This is a genomic window from Nonomuraea sp. LPB2021202275-12-8, assembly GCF_037044575.1.
In the GTDB taxonomy this organism is placed as follows: Bacteria; Actinomycetota; Actinomycetes; order Streptosporangiales; family Streptosporangiaceae; genus Nonomuraea.
In genome coordinates this window covers 1-20,568 of the sequence record NZ_JBAHWD010000037.1, presented here as the reverse complement: position 1 = coordinate 20,568, position 20,568 = coordinate 1, and the positions used below count along the sequence as shown (strand labels likewise).

At 71.2% G+C, this 20,568-nt stretch carries 18 protein-coding genes; 11 read left to right on the top strand and 7 right to left on the bottom strand.

The window, feature by feature from the left end:
- Positions 1-25: 25 nt before the first annotated feature.
- Positions 26-1,309, top strand: coding sequence for an FAD-binding oxidoreductase (locus V5E28_RS40645; RefSeq protein ID WP_336215139.1), 1,284 nt, complete (start codon positions 26-28; stop codon positions 1,307-1,309).
- On the opposite strand, the gene V5E28_RS40640 is transcribed toward V5E28_RS40645, so the two are convergent.
- Positions 1,310-2,059 carry a crotonase/enoyl-CoA hydratase family protein gene (locus V5E28_RS40640; protein WP_336215137.1) on the bottom strand — a complete coding sequence of 250 codons (750 nt, stop codon included), beginning with the start codon at positions 2,057-2,059 and terminating at the stop codon, positions 1,310-1,312. It lies immediately after the preceding gene.
- 140 nt (positions 2,060-2,199) lie between these two features.
- Here V5E28_RS40640 and V5E28_RS40635 point away from each other — a divergent pair, with 140 nt between their 5' ends.
- Positions 2,200-4,455, top strand: coding sequence for a DUF4132 domain-containing protein (locus V5E28_RS40635; protein WP_336215135.1), 2,256 nt, complete (start codon positions 2,200-2,202; stop codon positions 4,453-4,455).
- 6 nt (positions 4,456-4,461) lie between these two features.
- Here the strand turns inward: V5E28_RS40635 and V5E28_RS40630 are convergent, their stop codons facing one another.
- Positions 4,462-6,162 (bottom strand): acyl-CoA dehydrogenase family protein, encoded by a 1,701-nt coding sequence (locus tag V5E28_RS40630; RefSeq protein WP_336215134.1) that lies wholly within the window; start codon positions 6,160-6,162, stop codon positions 4,462-4,464.
- Positions 6,163-6,193: 31 nt separating this feature from the next.
- Between V5E28_RS40630 and V5E28_RS40625 the strand changes: the two genes are divergently transcribed.
- Positions 6,194-6,910, top strand: a complete 717-nt coding sequence (locus V5E28_RS40625; RefSeq protein ID WP_336215133.1) for a PaaX family transcriptional regulator C-terminal domain-containing protein — start codon at positions 6,194-6,196, stop codon at positions 6,908-6,910.
- Here V5E28_RS40625 and V5E28_RS40620 read toward each other — a convergent pair.
- From V5E28_RS40620 to V5E28_RS40610, 3 genes are all read right to left on the bottom strand, one after another.
- The gene (locus tag V5E28_RS40620) at positions 6,900-7,925 is read right to left on the bottom strand and encodes a hypothetical protein (protein ID WP_336215132.1); all 1,026 of its coding nucleotides are present in this window, start codon (positions 7,923-7,925) and stop codon (positions 6,900-6,902) included. The two genes, V5E28_RS40625 and V5E28_RS40620, sit on opposite strands and share 11 nt — an antisense overlap.
- A 63-nt stretch (positions 7,926-7,988) precedes the next feature.
- Positions 7,989-9,386 (bottom strand): glutamate--cysteine ligase, encoded by a 1,398-nt coding sequence (locus V5E28_RS40615; RefSeq protein WP_336215131.1) that lies wholly within the window; start codon positions 9,384-9,386, stop codon positions 7,989-7,991.
- 35 nt (positions 9,387-9,421) lie between these two features.
- Positions 9,422-10,132: an SDR family oxidoreductase gene (locus tag V5E28_RS40610; protein WP_336215130.1), complete on the bottom strand. Its 711-nt coding sequence runs from the start codon at positions 10,130-10,132 to the stop codon at positions 9,422-9,424.
- 102 nt (positions 10,133-10,234) lie between these two features.
- On the opposite strand from V5E28_RS40610, the gene V5E28_RS40605 reads away from it, so the two are divergent.
- From V5E28_RS40605 to V5E28_RS40595, 3 genes are all read left to right on the top strand, one after another.
- Positions 10,235-11,065, top strand: coding sequence for a helix-turn-helix transcriptional regulator (locus V5E28_RS40605; protein ID WP_336215128.1), 831 nt, complete (start codon positions 10,235-10,237; stop codon positions 11,063-11,065).
- A gap of 1 nt (position 11,066) precedes the next feature.
- Positions 11,067-12,101, top strand: coding sequence for a zinc-dependent alcohol dehydrogenase family protein (locus V5E28_RS40600; protein WP_336215127.1), 1,035 nt, complete (start codon positions 11,067-11,069; stop codon positions 12,099-12,101).
- Positions 12,102-12,293: 192 nt separating this feature from the next.
- Positions 12,294-13,265 carry an aldo/keto reductase gene (locus tag V5E28_RS40595; protein WP_336215126.1) on the top strand — a complete coding sequence of 324 codons (972 nt, stop codon included), beginning with the start codon at positions 12,294-12,296 and terminating at the stop codon, positions 13,263-13,265.
- A 64-nt stretch (positions 13,266-13,329) separates the two neighbouring features.
- Here V5E28_RS40595 and V5E28_RS40590 read toward each other — a convergent pair whose 3' ends face one another.
- Complete coding sequence (locus V5E28_RS40590) at positions 13,330-13,575, bottom strand: VOC family protein (RefSeq protein WP_336215124.1); 246 nt, start codon at positions 13,573-13,575, stop codon at positions 13,330-13,332.
- Positions 13,576-13,760: 185 nt separating this feature from the next.
- On the opposite strand from V5E28_RS40590, the gene V5E28_RS40585 reads away from it, so the two are divergent.
- The 4 genes from V5E28_RS40585 (at position 13,761) to polX (ending at position 18,843) form a co-directional block, all read left to right on the top strand.
- Complete coding sequence (locus V5E28_RS40585; RefSeq protein WP_336215122.1) at positions 13,761-15,020, top strand: arginine deiminase; 1,260 nt, start codon at positions 13,761-13,763, stop codon at positions 15,018-15,020.
- Positions 15,017-16,297, top strand: a complete 1,281-nt coding sequence (locus tag V5E28_RS40580) for a threonine/serine ThrE exporter family protein (RefSeq protein ID WP_336215121.1) — start codon at positions 15,017-15,019, stop codon at positions 16,295-16,297. The genes V5E28_RS40585 and V5E28_RS40580 overlap by 4 nt, the downstream gene beginning before the upstream one ends.
- 107 nt (positions 16,298-16,404) lie before the next feature.
- On the top strand, positions 16,405-17,049 hold the full coding sequence (locus V5E28_RS40575; RefSeq protein WP_336215119.1) for a MarC family protein: 645 nt from the start codon (positions 16,405-16,407) through the stop codon (positions 17,047-17,049).
- Between the two features lie 111 nt (positions 17,050-17,160).
- Complete coding sequence (gene polX, locus V5E28_RS40570) at positions 17,161-18,843, top strand: DNA polymerase/3'-5' exonuclease PolX (protein WP_336215118.1); 1,683 nt, start codon at positions 17,161-17,163, stop codon at positions 18,841-18,843.
- A gap of 129 nt (positions 18,844-18,972) precedes the next feature.
- On the opposite strand, the gene V5E28_RS40565 is transcribed toward polX, so the two are convergent.
- Entirely contained in the window at positions 18,973-19,272 is a 300-nt protein-coding gene (locus V5E28_RS40565; protein WP_336215117.1) for a hypothetical protein, read from the bottom strand.
- Positions 19,273-19,508: 236 nt separating this feature from the next.
- Here V5E28_RS40565 and V5E28_RS40560 point away from each other — a divergent pair, with 236 nt between their 5' ends.
- The gene (locus V5E28_RS40560) at positions 19,509-20,258 is read left to right on the top strand and encodes a hypothetical protein (RefSeq protein ID WP_336215115.1); all 750 of its coding nucleotides are present in this window, start codon (positions 19,509-19,511) and stop codon (positions 20,256-20,258) included.
- Positions 20,259-20,568 lie beyond the last annotated feature (310 nt).

The window sequence follows — 20,568 nt, the reverse complement described above, 5'->3', positions numbered from 1 at the left end:
AAACGGGAAAACGCATGCTCTTGTCATGAACGAACTGAAGAGTGCGATCGAGGGCAGGACCTGGACACCGGGCGAGGCCGGGTTCGACGAGGCTCGCACACCGTGGAACCTCGCGGTGGACCAGCCGGTCGTGGCGGTGGTCGAGGCGGCGGGCGCCGACGACGTGGCGGCGACCGTCAGCTACGCCGCGCTGCACGGCCTCGCGGTGACGGCCCAGCCGAGCGGGCACGGCGCCAGCGGCTCGACGGAGGGCGCGATCCTGCTGCGGACCGGCCGGATGGACCAGGTGGAGATCGACGGCAGGGTGGCCCGCACCGGGGCGGGAGCCAGGTGGGGGCAGGTGCTGGCCGCCGGGAGCCCGCTCGGCCTGGCCGGTCTGGCGGGCAGCTCGCCCGTGGTGAGCGTGACGGGCTACACGCTGGGCGGCGGCCTGAGCTGGTTCGGCAGGAAGCACGGGCTGGCCGCCGACAGCGTGCGGGCCTTCGAGGCGGTCGACGCCGGCGGCTCGAAGATCAGGGTGACGGCGGAATCCGACCCGGAGCTGTTCTGGGCGCTGCGGGGCGGCGGCGGCGACTTCGCCGTGGTGACGTCGCTGGAGTTCGACCTGCATCCGGCGCCCTTCCTCTACGGCGGGCGGATCATGTGGCCGGTGGAGCGGGCGCCGGAGGTGCTGGCCGCCTACCGTGAGGTCACCGCGACGGCTCCCGACGAGCTGACCGTCTGGTTCGACCTGCTGAAGTTCCCCGGCGGGCCGGGGTTCGTCGCGGTGGACTGCACCTTCCTCGGCGAGCACCCGGGCGCCCTGCTGCGCCCCTTCGACCTGATCGGCGGGGCCGTCAGCGACAGCCGCGGCCCGCTGCCGGTGGCCGGGCTGGGCGGCATCTGCGCCGAGCCCACCGACCCCGGTCCCGGCATGAGCCGGGCGGAGCTGCTGACCGGCCTCGACGACGCGGTGGCGCAGGTGCTGCTGGCCGAGCCGATCGATCCGCTCATCAGCGTGCAGATCAGGCACCTGGGCGGCGCCCTGTCCAGGCCGGCCCCGGGCGGCGGGGCGGGCGGGCACCTGGCCGAGCCGTACCTGGCCTACCTGTTCGGGCTGCCGTCGCAGGCCACGGCCGACCGGATCGAGGGGCTGGCGAAGGGCCTGGTGCCGCACACCAGCGGCCGCAAGCCGTACACGATGCTGCACGGCGGCGAGCACGCCGCCTCCGCCTTCCCGCGCGAGACGCTGGACAGGCTGCGCGACCTCAAGCGCGCCCGCGACCCGCGCGGCGTGCTCAGGGCCAACTTCCCCGTCCTGGCGGGCTAGCTAGATCTGGCCGAAGTCGCCGTGGCGGCCCGCCCCGGACGCGAACCGGGCGGCGCCGCCGGCGGCGTCGGGCAGCGAGACCAGGCCGTGGCGCAGCTCGTTCCGCAGGGCGTCGGCCTCGCCGAGGCCGTGCTGCTCCAGCGCCGACAGCCGGTCGCCGCGCAGGCAGGCCTGCGGGAAGCGGGCGAGCTCGCGGGCGAGCTCCTCGGCGCGCTGCCTGGCCGTGCCGGTGGGCACGACCCTGCTGGCCAGGCCCATGTCGAGGGCCTCCCGGGCGCCGACCGGGCGGCCGGTGAGAATCAGGTCCATCGCCCTGCCCAGGCCGATGAGGCGCGGCAACCGGACCGTGCCGCCGTCGATGAGCGGCACCCCCCAGCGGCGGCAGAACACGCCGAACACCGCGTCCTCCTCCGCCACCCGCAGGTCGCACCAGAGCGCCAGCTCCAGGCCGCCGGCGACGGCGTGCCCGGCGACGGCGGCGACGACCGGCTTGGACAGGCGCAGCCTGGTCGGGCCCATCGGGCCGTCGCCGTCCTCGCCGACGTGGTTGTCCAGCGCCTTGAGGTCGGCGCCCGCGCAGAACGTGCCGCCCTCGCCCCACAGCACCGCGACGTCGGCGTCGGAGTCGTCGAACTCGCGGAAGGCGTCGGTGAGCGCGTCGGCTGTCTTGCGGTCGACGGCGTTGCGCGATTCCGGCCTGCTGAGCACGACGGTCGTCACCGCACCGTCGCGCTCCACTCGCACGGTCATGCGTGCCTCCTGCTGAGGAGAAAGCTCCAACGTACGGCCGGATCCCGGCTCACGCCAGCGCGCCCGCCGGCGGCGTCCCGAAGCGGTCCGGGCCGGCGGGGCGGCCCGTTGTGTCGGCCGCGTCCGGCAGGATCTTCCGCATGAAGCTCTCCCCCGAGGCGCAGCACCTGCTGGATCTGATGACCGGCGCCAGGCAGGACCACGCCGGATGGCCGGACACCTCCCAGCTGAGCGCGGTCGAGCTGGGCACGCTGATCCCTGCGGCCTACCGGGTCGTCAAGAGTGCCGGAGGCGCCAGGATGGCGCGTTCCTCGATCGAGGAGCAGGCACGCAAGAGGCAGCCGCTGTTCACGCCGCAGGCGTGCGCCGACCTGTTCGAGGCCCTGGTCGAGGGACTGCAGACCCGGAAGTGGGCCGACATGTGCGTCGGAGTCGGTGCGCTGGTGCGGTGCCCGGCTGGGGCGCCGCTGGAGCGGCTGGCCGATCCCGCCCGCACGCTGGTCGCGTTCCTGCTGCGCGAGAACCGGCTGGACAGCCCCTTCTCCCTGCTGGCGGCGGCCGGGCTCGCGGGGCTGGACGCGGAGGTGGCCGCGCGGCTCACCGAGGGGCGCGGGCCGCTCGCGGTCGCCGAGGTGAACCTGCTGCTCGGCTGGGACGTGGAGCGGCGGGCGCTGTTCGCCGAGTGGATCCGGGAGCCGTCGTACAACTCCTCTCCGCCGCTGCCCGACGTTCCGGAGCGGCTCGGCGGCATGCCCGGTTACCTGGACTTCGCGCGGGCCACCCTGGAGGCGGCCGAGGCCCGCGTCGCGGCGATCCACGCGGGGGAGATCCCGTATCGGGCGGACAAGGCGTTCGACGGCGGGGAGAAGGAGACCATCGGCCGTGCCGCACGGCTGGCGCTCTTCCGGGACGAGCCCTGGCTGCCCGGCCTGCTCTCCCGGCTCCTTCACGGGGTCGCGGTGGCGCCCACCCAGGCCAGGACGCTGCCCTCGCAGGGCGTGCTGTTCGAGATCGCCCGAGCGGTGGAGGACCACCCGACTCCGGAGGCGATCTCGGCGCTGCGGGCCGCCCGTCAGGCGACCCGGCACTCGGGGGTGCCCAAACAGCTGGACCGCATGCTCAAGCGGATCGAGCCCGCCCTGGCAGGCCGGATGGAGGTGGCCTTCCGGCTGCCCGACGGGCGGGTGCGGCAGGCGGTGGGCGAGCACACGGCGGTGATCTCGACCGAAGGCGAGGTCGAGCTGTCGTGGTGGCACGGCGACAAGAGGCTCAAGGCAGTGCCCGCGGCGGTCAGGCGCGAGCACGCGGGCGAGGTCAAGCGGCTGCGGGACCTGGCCAAGCAGGTGCGGCAGCAGCAGGCGACCCTGGTCAGGGCGATCGAGGCCGCCTACACGAGCGAGGTTCCGCCTCCCTACCGGCAGTTGGCCGGGCAGCCGATCGCCGGGCAGCTGATCTGGGAGTTCGAGGTCTCGCCCGGCGTGTGGCGCAGCGAGCTGGGGCTGGAGGTGCCGGACGTGCCGGTGCGGCTGTGGCATCCGGCGCGCACGTCGCCGGAGGCGGTGCTCGCCTGGCGGGAGGCCGTGCAGGACAAGGAGCTGCGTCAGCCGTTCAAGCAGGCGTTCCGGGAGATCTATCTGCTGACGCCCGCCGAGGAGGCGACGGAGATCTACTCCAACAGGTTCGCCGGGCACGTGGTGGACTACCGCAAGCTGTACGCGCTGTTCAAGCAGCGGGGCTGGCGGGCCGACTTCCTCGGGCCCTGGGACGACGGCGGCTCCGGAGAGGCGGTTCGGGTGCTGGCCGGGGGGCGCTGGCGGGTGGCGTTCCACCACGAGTATCTCTGGCAGGAGGAGGCGTGCGCGGTCACCGACCAGGTCCGCTTCCACCGGCTGGCGGAGGGTGTGTGGCGCCCGGCGCCGCTGGCCGAGGTGCCGCTGCTGGTGTTCAGCGAGGCGATGCGCGACGTGGACCTGTTCATCGCGGTCACCTCGATCACCACCGACCCGGAATGGGCCGACGGCGGGCCGGATCGGCTGCGGGACTACTGGCGGACGGGTTCGTTCGGGCCGCTGCCGCCGTCCGCCGAGGTGCGCCGGGACGCGCTGTCCCGGCTCATCGGCCGCACGGCCATCGCCGACCGGGTGGAGCTCACCGACCGTTTCCTGCGGGTCCGCGGCGACCTGCGGACCTACAGGATCCACCTCGGATCGGGCAACATCCTGATGGAACCCAACGACGCCTACCTGTGCGTCGTCGCGGCTGCCGACCCCCACGCGGGGCTGTTCCTCCCGTTCGAAGAGGACGGGCGGCTGGCGGTCATCCTCAGCAAGGCCTTCCTGCTCGCGAACGACACCGCCATCGCCGACCCGTCCATCACCCGCCAGATCCTGGGCTGAGTCGCGTCAGGGCGCGAGGGCTCCCGCGAGGAGGTCGTCGAAGTGCTCCAGTTCGTCCCCCGGGCGATCGATCCCGCGGAGCGGACCCTGGTCGGCCAGGTGGGCGTCGGCGTAGAGGCGGGCGACCAGGGCCTTGCGGTCGCCGTGGCCGTTGCGCTCCTCCCAGCCCGCCTGCTCCAGCAGCAGCGCCGCCGCGTAGACGTCCGCCATGAACTGGGCCAGCGGGAACAGCCTTGCTTCGGCCACGGCCGGAGGCAGCGAGGCCCAGACGGTGATCGCCTTACGGAGGTCGTCGATCCGGCCGCGTACGAGGTCCACGGTGGCGTCGCCGGGCGGGGCCTGGTCGGCGGCGGCTGCCAGGCGGTCGATGAACGGCTCGTGGGCGTTCTCGCGGAGCATCGCCCGCCGTACGTCGAGGCAGAGGATGTTGTCCCCGCCCTCCCAGATGGGGTTGACCTGGGCGTCGCGCAGGAGCCTGGCCACCGGCCACTGCTCGATGTAGCCGTTGCCGCCGTGCGCCTCGACGGCGTCGCTCGCCGCGGTGACCCCGAGCCGGGCGGCCCGCAGCTTGACCAGGGCGGGCGCGAGGCGCAGCCGTGGGCCGAGATGGCCGTCGAAGACCAGCGCCTGGACCGCCTCGACCTCGACGATCAGCTCGGCCAGCTTGCGGCGCATCAGCGGCTGTTCGGCGAGCGGCCGGCCGAACGCCTCCCGGGCGCGGGCGTAGCAGAGCGACTCCACCAGGGCGCGTCTGGCCACGCCGAGGCCCATCATGGCCACGCCGAGCCGTGAGCCGTTGGTGAGCTTCATCATCGTGCCGAGCCCGGAGCCGGAGCCCTGTCCCGCGAGCAGGAACGCCTCCGCATCGGCGAACTCCACCTCGGCGGAGGCCACGGAGCGGGTGCCGAGCTTGTCCTTGAGCCGCCTGATCCGCACCCCGTTGCGGGTGCCGTCGCGGCGCTCCCACAGCACCAGGAACGGCGCGACCGAGCCCTCGTGGCCTCCGTGCCTGGCCAGCACCACGAAGGCGGAGCCGTTGGCGTTGGAGGCGAACCACTTGAACCCCGACAGCCGCCACGAGTCGCCGTCCGGGACGGCGGTGGCCTCCAGCGCGGCCAGGTCGGAGCCGCCGGTCCGCTCGGTGAACATCTGCGCGGCCTCGCCGGAGTAGAAGCCGTCGGCGAAGATGTCCCGCACCCGCTCCTTGACGTCGTCGGGCGCGTGCCGCTCGGCCAGCGAGACCACCATGTCGCCGCCGGTGCCGAGGGCGCAGCCCATCCCGATGTCGGCCTGGTCGAGCAGGTAGGTCCAGGCCGCGCTGAGCGCGGCGGGGTCGGCGCCGTTGGCGCGGGCCTGCTCGGCGAAGGCCGGGGAGGTGAAGTTGTCGGCCATGAGCGCCTGCCTGGCGGCGTGGAACGACGGCGGCATGACGACCTGGCTGACGTCGCGCCCCCACTTGTCGTACTTCTCCAGCCGCGGCGGGTTGCGGTCGGTCTCCTCCGCGCACTCGGCGATCAGCCCGCCCATCAGCGCGCCCAGCCGGTCGAGGTGCGGCTCGGCCCAGGCGTAGCCGTCACCGAGGTGGCGGCGCATGAGCAGGTGCAGCGACGGGTCGCAGCGCCACCAGTTGCGCCCGGCGGCGCCCTGGTAGCGCTCGGTGGCGTAACGGTCGCTGCTGTCGAACGGTTCGATGAGATAGCGCCCCATACCCCGGAGTGTTACATATAATCGACACGCGATGGAAGAGCGTAATGGTCTGAGTGCCCGATCGGCCGTCCTCAGCGCGCTGCTGGGCAGCCACCCGCCGAGCCTGCCGGCCCGCCACCTGGTGCGCATCGGCGCCCTGTTCGGCATCGCCGAGGGCACGGTGCGGGTGGCGCTGTCGCGCATGGTGGCCGCGGGCGACCTGATCCAGTCCGGCGGCCTCTACACGCTGTCGGAGCGGCTGATCGAGCGGCAGGCCAGGCAGGACGAGAGCCGCGCCCCGCACATCAGGCCGTGGGACGGCACGTGGGAGCTGGCCGTCGTCACGGCCGAGCGGCGAGCCCCCGCCGACCGGGCGGCGCTGCGGCACACGATGGCCACGCTGCGCCTGGCCGAGCTGCGCGAGGGCACCTGGATGCGCCCGGCCAACCTGGTGCGCGAGTGGCCGAAGACCGTCACCGCGCAGTGCACGCTGATCGACGGCCGTCCGCACGGCGACCCCACCGCGCTGCTGTGGGACCTGGACGGGTGGGCGGCCGAGGCGCGCGGGCTGGAGCGCTCGCTCGACCGGGCGGAGGGGCTGGCCGAGGGCTTCCTGGTGTCGGCGGCGGTGCTGCGCCACCTGCTGGCCGACCCGCTGTTGCCCGGCGAGCTGCTGCCGGCGGGCTGGCCGGGCGGCGAGCTACGCGCCCGCTACGACGACTTCGACCGCGGCTACAGGGAGTTGCTCAACCGGCATCTCAGAGGCTGACGCCGAAGATCACCCTTTTCCTCCTGAACTCCGTGACGCTCCACACCTTGCTCCCCCGGGCGGTCAGGTCCTCCGGCCCGACCGGGAACGGCCGCTTGTCGAGCTTGCCTCCGGAGTGGACGAGCAGCCTGCCGTTGGAGTCACTGTCGACGGTCTGGCTCAAATACCACGTCTCGCCGCGGGAGATCGCCCCCTGGATCTTCGCGTGGCCCATCACGTGCACGTCCCTGGGGGTGCCGTCCAGCTCCAGGTTCCAGCGCGCGACCCGGCCGGTGAGGGCGGTCTCGGCGTACTCGCCGGAGATCAGCGTGTGCGGGGTGGTGGTGCGGTCGAGGCCGACGAAGGAGAAGACGGCGCCCTTGGCGGCGAGGCGCCACGAGTCCGTCTGCGGGAGCACGTACCTGTAGCCGAAGGCGTGGAATCTGCCCTCGTGCCTGCCGATCCGCTCGGCGTCGCCCAGGTCGCCCTGCACCGAACGCAGGTCGAGCACCTTGGTGAGGTCGAAGACCCGCAGCCCTCTGACGGTGTCGGCCACGTACAGCAGGTCGCCGTGGCAGGCGACGCCGCCCGCGTGGATGTTGATCGGCCCATAGGAGCCGTCGGGCCTGGCCTCGACGAGCAGCGCGTGACGGTACTTCAGCGTCTGGGGGCTGAGGAACGACACCCTGATCCCCCGCTCCCCCGCCGCCGGCCGGTAGTACCAGGTGGCGATGAAGACCGGCACGCCGATGGAGCCGGAGTCCTCGCCGCAGGTCAGCCCCTGCGGATACCAGTCGGCGGTCTCCTGGTCACCGCCGTCGAAGGCGTACCACTCGCTGGGTCTGGGGCGCATCGAGCCGAGCGCCGCGGCCGCTCCCTTGCGCACCGCCGTCCTGTTGGCCTCGGCCAGGACCGCTTCCACGGTGACGGCGCCGAGCTCGCCGGCCAGCTTGGCCGCCCCCTCGGCCAGGGTGCCCGTCGCCCGCCGTAAGACGAAAGGCGCCGTATCGGCCGGGACCATTCCCTTCGCAGCCATACGCTCCCCACTCGTTCGTCGTCTGACTAGTTCTGACGAGTGGGGAGCAATGAAGGTTGCGAATTATGGCCACATGTGGACCGGCAATCCGGACAGCGCCAGTTCTCGGTAGCGCCGTACCAGCCGCTCCCTGTCACCGCCGAACGCCGCCAGCGCCTCCCGCTGCCACACCGCCCCGGTTCGGCGCAGGCGGGTGCGCGCCTCGATGATCTCGAACGCGTCGTCCACGTCCTTCCCCGCCACCCCGGCCGCCAGCAGCGCGGCCCGCGACTCGGGCAGCAGGCTGAGCACCAGGTCGGCGGCCTCGAACTCGCCGTCCCTGCCCGGCCAGGAGAGCTTGGCGTCCAGCCCGTGCATGGCCGCCCGGTAGAAGTTCTGGTACGCCTCCGCGAACCGGTAGCCGGTCAGATCCCGCTCCGCCTGCGCCAGCGTGAGACCGAGCAGGAAGGCCGTGTTGGCCGTCATGTCCGCGCACGACGGGCCGGCGGGCAGGGCGCGCATCTCGACGCGCAGGTGGCCGCCGTCGGCCGGGTCGAAGACGGGCCTGTTCCATTGCCAGATGGTGCCCTGGTGCAGCCGCAGCTCGGGCACGTCGTCGGGGTCGCCGCCCTCGGTGAGATCGGGCACGACCGGGTCGTAGTCGTTGACGTACCTCTCGAACACCTCGTACGCGCCCTCGCGCACCCAGTCGGAGCCGAAGGTGACCCGGCCGTCCTTGCGGTAGAGCCGCTCCACGTCCCGGTCGTCGGCCGCCTCCTCGAACAGCGCGATCCTGGTCTCCTCCCACAGCGTCCTGCCGAGGAAGAGCGGCGAGTTCCCGCAGACGGCCAGGACCGGGCCGATGGCGAGCTGGGCGGCGTTGAACAGCCGGGCGAACCGGTCAGGCGGCGTGCGCAGGTGCACCTGCCAGGAGGTGTTGGCGCTCTCCAGGATCACGTTCTCCACCGAGAGCTCCAGGTCGTCGATCTTGACCAGGAACGGCTCCAGCCGCAGCCGCCGGATGCCCCTGCTCAGCGCCTCATAGCGGTTCTCGTCGCTGATGGCCTCCGCGGTGAAGTCCTCGGTGTCCAAAGTGGGCAGGATCCCGATGGGCAACGCCCCGCCCCCCTCGACGGCCGCGTCCACCTTGAGCAGCGTCTCCTGGATCTCCGCGCCGAGCCGCTCGAAGGACGGCCCGGCCAGCGGCAACGGGGTGAGGTTCACCTCGAGGTTGTAGCGGCCGAGCTCCAGCACCACGCGCGGGTCGTCGAGCGCCTCGCGCACCTCGCTGTTGCGGGGCAACGGCCGGCCGGCCTCGTCGATCAGGAACAGCTCCAGCTCGGCCCCGATGGTGACCGGGCCCTCGCCGAATCCCGGCCTGTCGAGCAGCTCGCGCAGCACCGCGAGCTGCTCCCGGAGCCGCTCACCGAACTGGAAGAACTCTGCCTCGGAGAAACGCGCCTTATCCAAATCCTGTCCCATGACCCCCTTCTGTCCTGCGGAAAGGGTTTGACACCTCACCAGGGCAGCGGGCCGTCGTCCTGCATGAAGGCCCCGGTGGGGCCGTCGGCGTCCAGCGTGGCCAGCCGCACCGCGATGGCCGCACCCTGCTCGGCCGTGCGGAACCCGGAGTGCGCGTTCAGGTCGGTGGCGCAGTAGCCCGGGTTGGCGGCGTTCACCTTGATCGGGGTGTCCCACAGCTCCTTGGCGTAGGCGGCGGTCACCATGTTGAGGGCGGACTTGGAGGAGTTGTAGGCCACGAAGGTGAGCGGCCAGAAGGGGCTGTCCGGGTCCATCGCGAGCTGGAGGGAGCCGAGCTCGCTCGACATGTTCACGATCCTCGCCGCGGGCGCTTCGCGCAGCAGCGGCAGCATCGCGTTGGTCACGGTGACCACGCCGAACACGTTGACCTCGTAGGTCTCCCGAAGCCTGTCGGCCGGGGTGGCACTGGGGGCCGGATCGTCCTGCCACACCACGATCCCGGCGTTGTTGACCAGGATGTCGAGCGCGCCGTACTCCTGCTCGATCCACTTGGCCGCGGCCAGGACGCTGGACTCGTCCGTCACGTCGAGCCGGACGTACGGCTGGCCGAGGCGCTCGGCGGCGGCGCGCCCACGCTCCTCGTCGCGCGCTCCCACGATGGCGGTGACGCCCCGCTCGCCCAGCAGCCGCGCGATCTCGAAACCGATTCCCTTGTTGGCGCCCGTGATGAGGGCCGTCGTCGTCATGCCCCCAACGCTGGCCCGGCCCGCGGGCGAGGGGGAGAGACCTTCCGAAGCTGGGATCAGCGATACCACCCACGCCGGCGCCTCATGACGGAGGATGGCGGCATGAACCGCGACGAGCTGGCCGGATTCCTTCGCAGCAGGCGGGCCCGCGTCACTCCGCAGGACGTCGGCCTGCCCGAGGCCGGGCGGCGGCGCACCCCCGGGCTGCGCAGGCAGGAGGTCGCGCAGCTCGCGGGCATGTCGATCGACTACTACATCAGGCTGGAGCAGTCCCGCGGCCCGCACCCGTCGAGGCAGGTGCTCAACGCGCTGGCCAGGGCGCTGATGCTCGACCAGGACGAGCGGGCCCACCTGTTCCGGCTGGCCGGCCAGGCCCTCGACCCGCCCCGGATGAGGGCCGACGTGCCCGAGGGCGTCCTGCACCTGATCGGCTACCTGGAGGAGGTGCCCGCCTACGTCCTGGACGCCAAGTACGACGTCCTCGCCTGGAATCCCCTGGCCAGCGTGGTCATGGGCGACCTCGACAGCCGGCCGCGCGACGACCTGAACGTCATCCGCTGGGTCTTCCGCTCCCCCGACATCGCCGCGCACCTCGACGAGGAGGAGCCGGGCCGCTTCGCCCGCGCGTCGGTCGCCGACCTGCGCGTCGCGGCGGGCCGCTACCCCGACGACACCGGCATTCAGGCGCTGGTCACGGAGATGCTGGCGCTCAGCCCCGAGTTCGCCAGGCTGTGGGCCGAGCACGAGGTCCGGCCGCGCAGGGAGCAGCGCAAACGCATCAACCACCCGGCGGTCGGCCCGATCGACGCGATCTGCCAGGTCATGCCGGTGCCCGACCGCGACGACCTGCGTCTGGTCCTCTACACCACCGAACCCGGCTCCCCCTCCCACCAGGCCTTGCGCGAGCTGCGGCAGTTGACCCTAAGCTCATGAGATGCGAGCGGTAGCCTTTGACATCTTCGGTGGAGAGCTCGACGTGCGCGAGCTGCCCGACCCGTCCCCCGCCCCGCACGGGGCGATCATCAGGGTCGAGGCGACAGGGCTGTGCCGCAGTGACTGGCACGGCTGGCAGGGGCACGACTCCGACATCCGGGTCCTGCCCCATGTTCCCGGCCACGAGCTGGCGGGTGTGGTGGAGGCGGTCGGCTCCGACGTGCGCGGGTGGCTGCCCGGCGCGCGGGTGACGGTCCCGTTCGTCTGCGCCTGCGGATCCTGTACGGCCTGCGCCACCGGCGACCAGCAGGTGTGCGAGCGGCAGACGCAGCCGGGCTTCACCCACTGGGGCTCCTACGCCGAGCTGGTGGCGATCGACCACGCCGACGTCAACCTGATCCCGATCCCCGAGGAGATGTCCTACATCACCGCGGCCGGCCTCGGCTGCCGCTTCGCCACCGCCTTCCGCGCGGTGTCGCAGGTCGGGCAGGTGCGGCCGGGTGAGTGGATGGCCGTGCACGGCTGCGGCGGGGTCGGGCTGTCCGCCATCATGATCGCCAGCGCGGCGGGGGCCCGGGTGGTGGCCGTCGACATCAGCACCGACGCGCTCCACCTGGCCGAGCAGGCCGGCGCCACGCACTTCGTCGACGGCTCCGCGGGCGACGCCGCCGCCCAGGTCAGGGAGCTGACCAGAGGCGGCGCGCACACCTCGATCGACGCCCTGGGCAGCGCCCAGACCTGTGCCGCCTCGGTCGAGAGCCTGCGCCGCCGCGGCCGCCACGTGCAGGTCGGCCTGCTGCCGGGCGGCGCGCAGGTCCCGATGGACCGGGTGGTCGCGCTGGAGCTGCAGCTACTGGGCAGCCACGGCATGGCCGCGCACGCCTACCCGCCGATGATGGAGATGATCAGGGCCGGGCTCCTTCACCCCGACCAGCTCATCACCAGGACCATCGGACTCGCCGACGCCGGCAAGGCCCTGGCCGCGATCGGCTCCGTCCCGGGCGTCACCATGATCACGCCCCAGTACCCGCTCTGAACCGGCCGGCCATACGAACAAGGGCTTATATCGCCATTGATTATTTTGGCCGACTATTGCAGAGGACCTATACCGATAACGTGACCTGTCCGGTGCGCAGCGCTCGGCCAGTCTCCAGGGGACATGCGCCCACATTTGGGCAAACTATTGCCTCCCCACCCCCCGGATCACCTGGACCATATGGTTGACGCCATGGACTACACGCGACTGGGTAACAGCGGATTGAACGTCTCACGCATCTGTCTCGGCATGATGAGCTATGGCGACCCCGCCAAGCAGGAATGGGCGTTGCCGGAGGACAAGGCCGAGCCGATCGTCCGGCGGGCGGCCGACGCCGGCATCACCTTCTTCGACACGGCCGACGTCTACAGCGACGGGGCCAGCGAGACCGTCACCGGCGACGTCCTGCGCGGGATCTTCCCCCGGCGCGACGACTACGTGCTGGCCACCAAGGTGTTCTACCCGATGGGCCGGGGGCGCAACGACCGCGGCCTGTCGCGCAAGCACATCCACGCCGCGATCGACGACTCGCTGCGGCGGCTCGGCACCGATTACGTGGACCTCTACCAGATCCACCGGTGGGACGACGAGACGCCGATCGAGGAGACGATGGAGGCGCTGCACGAGGTGGTCAAGTCGGGCAAGGCCCGCTACCTCGGCGCCTCGTCCATGTGGGCGTGGCAGTTCGCCAAGGCGCAGCACGTCGCCGAGCGGCACGGCTGGACGAAGTTCGTGTCCATGCAGAACCACTACAACCTGCTCTACCGGGAGGAGGAGCGCGAGATGCTCGACCTCTGCGCCGACCAGGGGGTGGGCGTGATCCCGTGGAGCCCGCTGGCGCGCGGCGTGCTGGCCCGCGCCGGGTCCGCCGACAACTCCACGGCCAGGACGGGCACCGACGCGCGCATCGACTACCTGTACGAGCCCCACAACGACCGGCTCATCCTAGACCGGGTGGCGGAGCTGTCACGCGAGCGCGACCTGCCGGCCGCCCAGATCGCCCTGGCCTGGCTGCTCCACCAGCCCACGGTCACCGCTCCGATCGTGGGCGCCACCAAGGACCGGCACATCGACGACGCGGTGGCCGCGGTGGACGTCACGCTCACGGAGAAGGAGCTCGCCTCCCTGGCCGAGCCGTACACGCCTCGTGAGGTGCGGATCTAGCAGCTGGTGAGGGCGGGCTCGCCGCCCTCACCAGGTGTGCCCGTCGTCCCGGCGGGATTCCTCGCTATTCGACGATCTCCAGCCCGTTGCCGTCCGGGTCGCGGAGGGCGAACATCGGCGGAACGCCTGTCGTCCTCGATCCGGCGGGCGCCACCTCGATCCACCGCCCGCCGAGCTGCTCGACCGGGGCGTCCAGCCGCTTCTCCATGCCCAGGGTGCCCACGTAGAAGTCGAGGGCCCGGTCCTGGTCGGTGACGGGGACGCCGACGGTCCGGATGCCGGTGATCTCGGTTTTCACTGAATCGCTCACTTGATGCCTCCTGCCCCTGCGGTCCTTTGCACGGTTACGACTCGCGTACCCGGCGGAACTCATCGGACCGACATGAGCATGGCTACCACCCGAGTCGGCAAAGCTTCGACATGTCGGGATTGACGGCAATGAGGGGGTGGAATGATGCGCTCTGCCTTGTTGGCCCGCGTGATGGGGGAGCGGAAATGATCGACCTTAACCTAGGTGTCCACTCCGAGGTCGGGACGCTGCGCAAGGTGATCGTGCATCGGCCGGAGCTCAGCCTGAAACGGCTCACCCCCGCCAACAACGACGAGCTGCTGTTCGACGACATCCTCTGGGTCGAGCAGGCGCAGAAGGAGCACGACGCGTTCGTGGCGGTGATGCGCGAGCGCGGCGTCGAGGTCTTCTATCACCAGAAACTGCTGGCCGAGGCGCTGGACGCCGGGTTCGAGGCCAAGCAGCACGCCCTGGAGCAGGCCGTCACCCACCTGACCGTGGGCCCGTCACTGGTCGACGTCGTCCGGGAGACGCTGTCCGGTTGGAGCGGCGACAAGCTCGCCACCCACCTGATCGGCGGCCTGACCAAGGAGGAGTTCGGCGTCGCGGACATGGACACCCGCTCGCTGGTGGCGGCGTCCGGCGATCCCCGGGCGTTCCTGCTGCCGCCACTGCCGAACTCGCTCTATCAGCGCGACCCGTCGGCGTGGCTGTACGGCGGGGTGTCGCTCAACCCGATGTTCTGGCACGTCCGCCTGCTGGAGACCATGAACCAGTCCACGATCTACCACTATCACCCGATGTTCGCCCATGAGGACTTCTCGTTCTGGTACCCGTTCGCGGGCGAGGACGAGCGTTTCAACGAGGAGTCCTACGGCAACGCGGCCATGGAGGGCGGCGACATGATGCCCATCGGCCACGGCACGGTGGCCATCGGCATGAGCGAGCGCACCAACCCCCGCACGATCGAGCACATCGCGCTGTCGCTGTTCGCGTCCGGCGCGGCCGAGCGGCTGATCGCGGTCAACGTCCCGAAGAGCCGCTCGTACATGCACCTCGACACCGTCTTCACCTTCCTGGACGTGGACAAGGCCACGGCTTACCCGCCGTTCCTGGACGCCGCCGCCACCTTCTCGCTGCGGCCGGGCGACAAGGAGGGCACGCTGGAGGTGCACCGCGACCACAGCTTCGTGGGCGCCCTGGAGGACGCGCTCGGCCTGAGCGCGCTGGACGTCATCCCGACCGGCGGCGACGACTTCCAGATGGCCCGCGAGCAGTGGGACTCGGGCAACAACTTCTTCGCTCTGTCGCCCGGCGTGGTGATCGGCTACCACAAGAACCAGTTCACCAACCGCAAGCTGCGTGAGCACGGCGTGGAGGTCATCGAGATCGAAGGCTTCGAGCTGGGCAAGGGCCGGGGCGGCGCGCACTGCATGACCTGCCCCATCGAGCGCGACGGCATTTGACCGCGCAGGCCAACCGCGCCATCAGCCTGTCGCTGCGCGTCGGCGAACTGCTCCTGGCCAGCGGCGAGGCGACCGAGAACGTCACGGGCGCGATGCGCGCGATCCTGCGGGCGTACGGCCTGCGCCAGGTCGAGACGGACGTGAACCTGTCTGCGATCACGTTGTCGCACGTCCCCGACGACGGCCGTCCAGCGGCGACGGCCGAGCGGCGGGTGCGCAGGCGGCAGCCGGACTTCGACCGTTTGGTGGCGCTGCAGGCCCTGGTCAGTGAGATCACCCGCCAGAAGCTCCCGCTCGACATCGCGCAGGAGCGGCTGCGCGCGGTGAACCGGCGGGCCGCGGTCTACCCCGGATGGCTGGTGGTCGCCGGGCTGGCGTTGGTCTCCTCCTCGGCGGCGGTGCTGAACGGCGGCGGGCCGATGGTGGCGGGCGCGGCGTTCGTCGCGACCGTGCTCGGCGACCGGACGGGCGCCTGGCTCGCCCGGCGCGGGGTGGCGGAGTTCTTCCAGCTCGCCGTGGCCGCCTTGATCGGCACGCTGATCGCGGTGCTGATGATCTGGCGGGAGATGCCCGTGCAGGCCTCCGCCGTGGTGGTCGGCGCGGTGGTCGCGCTGCTGCCCGGCCGGCCGCTCGTCGCCTGCGTGCAGGACGGCATCGCCGGCGAGTACGTCACCGCCACGGCCAGGTTCACCGAGGTCGTCTTCATCGTGGCCGCCGTGGTGTCGGGCATCGGCGCCATGCTCGCCCTCGCCGTCAAGGTGGGTGTGCCGATCACCGTGGACGACGCGCCGACCGCGCCGCTGTCTCTGGCGATCCCCCAGCTGGCGGGGGCGCTCGGGCTGGGCCTGACGTTCGCCGTGGCCCTGCGGGTGCCGCCGCGCCACCTGCTGGCGGGCGGGCTCGGCGGCGGGCTGGTCTGGATCTGCTACGTCCTGGCCGTCCGCTGGGAGTTCCCGCCGGTCATGGCGGCGATGCTGGCGGCGGCGGTGATCGGGCTGCTGGGCAACGCCTTCGCGCGCCGGGTACGGGTGCCGCCGATGGTGTTCGTGATCCCGGCGATCGGGCCGCTGCTGCCCGGCTCGGCGCTGTATCGGGGGATGCTCAAGCTCAGCCTCGGCGACCTGGCGGCCGGGATGCGCAACCTGGTGGAGGCGCTGTCGATCGCCCTGGGCATCGGCACGGGCGTCATCCTGGGCGCGGAAGCGCTGCGCGCGGTCCGAAGGCGCGACGTGGCCCGGCGGATCCGGCCCGCCTCTCGCCGCACCCGCGGGTACTAACTTGCACAAACAGCCCGTTTTCCTGGAGAAAGGCCCGGGTACCCGATCCGCGACATCAGCCGCGGATCGGGGGAACGCATGATCATCAACTATCGGGCGGGTGTCAGATGACCAGCCACCCGGCTCTCATCCTGTTCCTGGCGCTGTTCGGCCTCTACAGCCCGGTCGCCGCGCTCGCCTCCTACCTGCCCATCGTGCGGACCTTCGACGAAGGGCAGCTCATCCGGCTGGCCCTGGGGCTGGCCCTCAACGTCACCGTGTTCGTCCTGATCGCGCTCTGGGTCGGCGAGCCGCTGCTGAAGCTGCTGGGCATCAGCACGGCCGCGCTCACCGCCACCGGAGGCATCGCCCTCGCCTTCGCGGCCATCCCGCTGATGCTCGGCAAGGCCGGAGCCGTCGAGGAGCTGGACAAACCGGCCGACGAGACCGAGCCACCGGCGAACGTCCAGTCGGTGCTGTTCACGCCGGTGACCTTCCCGCTCACGGTGGGCGGGACCACCTTCGCCTTCTGCGTCGCCGCCGCCGCCGAGGCCGACAGCCTCCGGGACAAGCTCTTCCTGTCGATCGCCTTGCTGCTCTTCGCCGCGGTCACCGGCCTCACCATGTACGCCGCCGGCCACGTCCAGCGCCGCATCTCCCTCAAGGGCGCGATGCTCCTCGACCGGGTGGCCGGCATCCTGCTCACCGCCATCGCCGTCATCCTGCTCGCCAACGGCTTCACCGACCTGGTCACCGACCGTCTCAACCGCTGACCGGCGCACCTTCGTCCCGACCAGGAGCACCGTCCCGGGCCGGAGAGGACGGGGCGGAACCGGACCGCTCCGGCGCGCGATTGTGTCGGGGTGCCCTTCTAAGCTGGGGCCATGGCACGGGCTAATGACGAGGCGGCCGCCGCCCTCCAGGAGTATGCCGAGCTGTTCGCGCTGACCGGCGGCGACGCCTTCAGGGTGCGCAGCTACCAGAAGGCCGCGAAGGCGATCGCCGGCTTCCCCGAGGACATCTCCGCGGTCGACGTGCGCGGCGTTCCGGGAGTGGGCGAGGCGATCGCGAAGAAGATGGAGGAGTTCCTGCAGCGCGGGAGCTTCCGGCAGCTCGACGATCTGCGCGGCCGGGTGCCCGACGGGGTCCGGAGGCTGACGCGCGTGCCGACGCTGGGCCCCAAGACGGCGATCATGCTGTTCGAGGACTTCGGCATCGACTCCCCCACGGCGCTCGGCGAGGCGATCTCGGCCGGACGGCTCGACGGGGTCAAGGGGCTCGGTCCGAAAACGCTCGAAAACCTGCGCAAGGGGATCGAGCAGCTGGAGCAGTCGGGGCTGCGGGTGCACATCGGGGTCGCGACCGCCGTGGCCGAGCAGGTGATGGCCTCGCTGGAGGCCGAGCGCATCGCCTATGCCGGGTCGCTGCGGCGGATGAAGGACACGATCGGCGACATCGACATCCTGGCCGTGGCCCCCGAGTCGATCATGGAGACCTTCCGCGCCCAGCCCTACGTCGCCGAGGTGATCGCGGCAGGCGACAAGAAGACGTCCGTGCGCACCACCTCCGGCATGCAGGTGGACCTTCGCGTGGTGCCCGCCGGGTCGTGGGGGGCGGCGATGCAGTACTTCACCGGCTCCAAGGAGCACAACGTCGCCATCCGGGAGCTGGCGGTGAAGAAGGGCTGGAAGCTGTCGGAGTATGGACTGTTCGAGGGTGACCGGGTGATCGCCTCGGAGTCCGAGGAGGAGATCTACGCCGCGCTCGGCATGCAGTTCGTGCCCCCGCCCATGCGAGAGGACGGCGGCGAGGTGCGCGCGGCGCTCCGCGGCGAGCTGCCCACCCTCGTCGAGCTGGGCGACCTGCGCGGAGACCTGCACACGCACACCGACCTCACCGACGGCATCGCCTCGCTGGAGGACATGGTCGCGGCCGGCCACGCCCGCGGCTACTCCTACTACGCGGTCACCGACCACGCCCCCGACCTCACCATGCAGCGCATGACCCTCGACAAGGCCCTGGAGCAGCGCCAGCAGGTGGCCAAGCTGCAGCAGCTCTACCCCGGCATGCGCCTGCTGCACGGCACCGAGCTCAACATCGCCCCCGACGGCTCGGTCGACTGGCCCGGGGAGATCCTGCGCGAGTTCGACGTCTGCGTCGCCTCGGTCCACTCCCACTTCGGGATGACCCGCGACGAGATGACCCGCCGTTTCATCGCCGCCTGCGAGAACCCGTACGTCGACATCATCGGCCACCCCACCACCCGCAAGATCGGCAAGCGCCCGCCGGTGGACGCCGACTGGGACGAAGTCTTCCGCGCGGCCGCCCGGACGGGCACGGCGATGGAGATCGACTCCTACCCCGACCGCTCCGATCTGCCTTCTGACCTGGTGCGGCTGGCCAAGCACCATGGGGTCAAGTTCTCCGTCGACAGCGACTCGCACGCGATCCCGCATCTGGCCCACCAGCGGTTCGGGGTGGGGATCGCGCAGCGCGCGTGGCTGACGACGGAGGACGTCATCAACACCTGGCCGCTGGAGCGGCTGCTCGCCTTCCTGGGGCGCTGATCGCTCAGTGCGGCCCGGCGGGGCCGCCATCCGGATGGTGTGTGACGTCGAGCAGACGCCCGGGCGAGGGTGGCGGGAGACAGCGACGATCGACCAGCCGCCCCACGGCTGGAGCCGGTTCCGCCGGACTCACGCGTTCTGGTGCTCCTCGCGCAGGATCCGCACCCAGTTCTGCATGCCGCCCTTCCCGCTGATGGCGCAGCTGCCCGCGAGCGGGTCCTGCGACGGCTGGAGCTCGCCGGTGGTCTCGAACCTCTTGCCCGGGCCGGATCTGAGCGGGACCTGCCCATCGGGTACGACGGCATACCGGCAGGTGTCGGGGTCTGGAGTGATCACGGATCTCACTCCTGCTTCGGCGATCGGCAGGCTGACACCGCCGATCACCGTCGCGGCGGCGAGACCTGCGAACGTGCGGGTGGCGATCCCCATAGGACTCCCTTCAGGACGGAATCTCCAGTCCATCGGGGAGTAATGCTCACAAATCCCGACTTAACTCCCTATATTGGGCATCTTTTGCCTAGCTCTGAGCTTGGCATTATGCGGCCTTTGTCCTCCCGTGGACACGTCTCCACCTCCGGAATGACATACCTCGGGCCGATGCGCCTCCCTGGGGTATGCGCGAAAATCCTCACGGCAACGACCTGACAATCCTTGGGGGCCGCGACATGCAGGCGACGCGCAGGAGATCTCGCACCATCTGGACGAGGGCCCTGGCCGGCCTGGTCGCCCTGCTCATCGCCGGCACGCTGGGCGTCGTGGTGGCCTACCCGTCCGTCGCGGCGACCACCTGCCCCGGCTGCTACGGCCTGACGGAGCTCCACCCCGGCGTCTACACCGAGCAGGGCCTGTCCGACGAGCAGCGGGCGCACGTGACCCGGGTGGTCGAGACGGCACGGCGACGGGTCAGCGACTTCTACGGCGGCCAGGCCGGCTCCCCGGCACTGCTCATCTGCCTGACCGAGGACTGCTATCAGCGCATCGGCGGCGGCAAGGAGCGGGGGATCGCTGTGCTCAACCGGGCGGTGATGCTCTCGCCACGAGGGCTGGACCCGGTGATCGCCTCGCACGAGCTGTCCCACGTGGAGCTGCACGAGCGGCTCGGCGGAGGGTCGGACATCCCGCAGTGGTTCGACGAGGGTCTGGCGGTGGCGGTCTCGAACGACCCGCGCTACCTCGCCCCCGAGTCGGCCCCCGACCGCTGCCTGACCGAGCCGAGCGAGCCCCTGCCGGTGACCCTGGAAGACTGGCTCCGCGCCGCAGGTCAGGACCCGGCCACCTACGCGAAGTCCGCGTGCCAGGTGAGCCGCTGGCTTGACCAGAACGGCGATCGAGCGGGATTGCGCACCCTGATCCATCGCCTCAACAACGGCGAGCCGTTCACGACCATGGTGAAGATCCCCCGCCAGCCCCGGTGACCTCCCGGGTCCGGATGACACTTTCCGTGGAGAGTGGGCAAGTGGGGGCTCGCGTAACGGCGGCTCGCCATCATCCGGTCAGCGGCCGTTTCCCTGGAAACACACAGGCGGCCCGTGGATCGTCTCGAAAGAGATCGTCCATAGCTGGTCAGGGGGTTATCTGCTGTCTGACCTGCGGAAGTACAGACGGCGGCCGGAGCATGGCGTCTCGCGCAATCTCACTGAGTCTCACCGTGACTGGCCATTCGCGGGCCACACACGGGCCAAGATTTGGGGTCCCCTGGGCTGGTCACCAATGCCGTTTAGATAA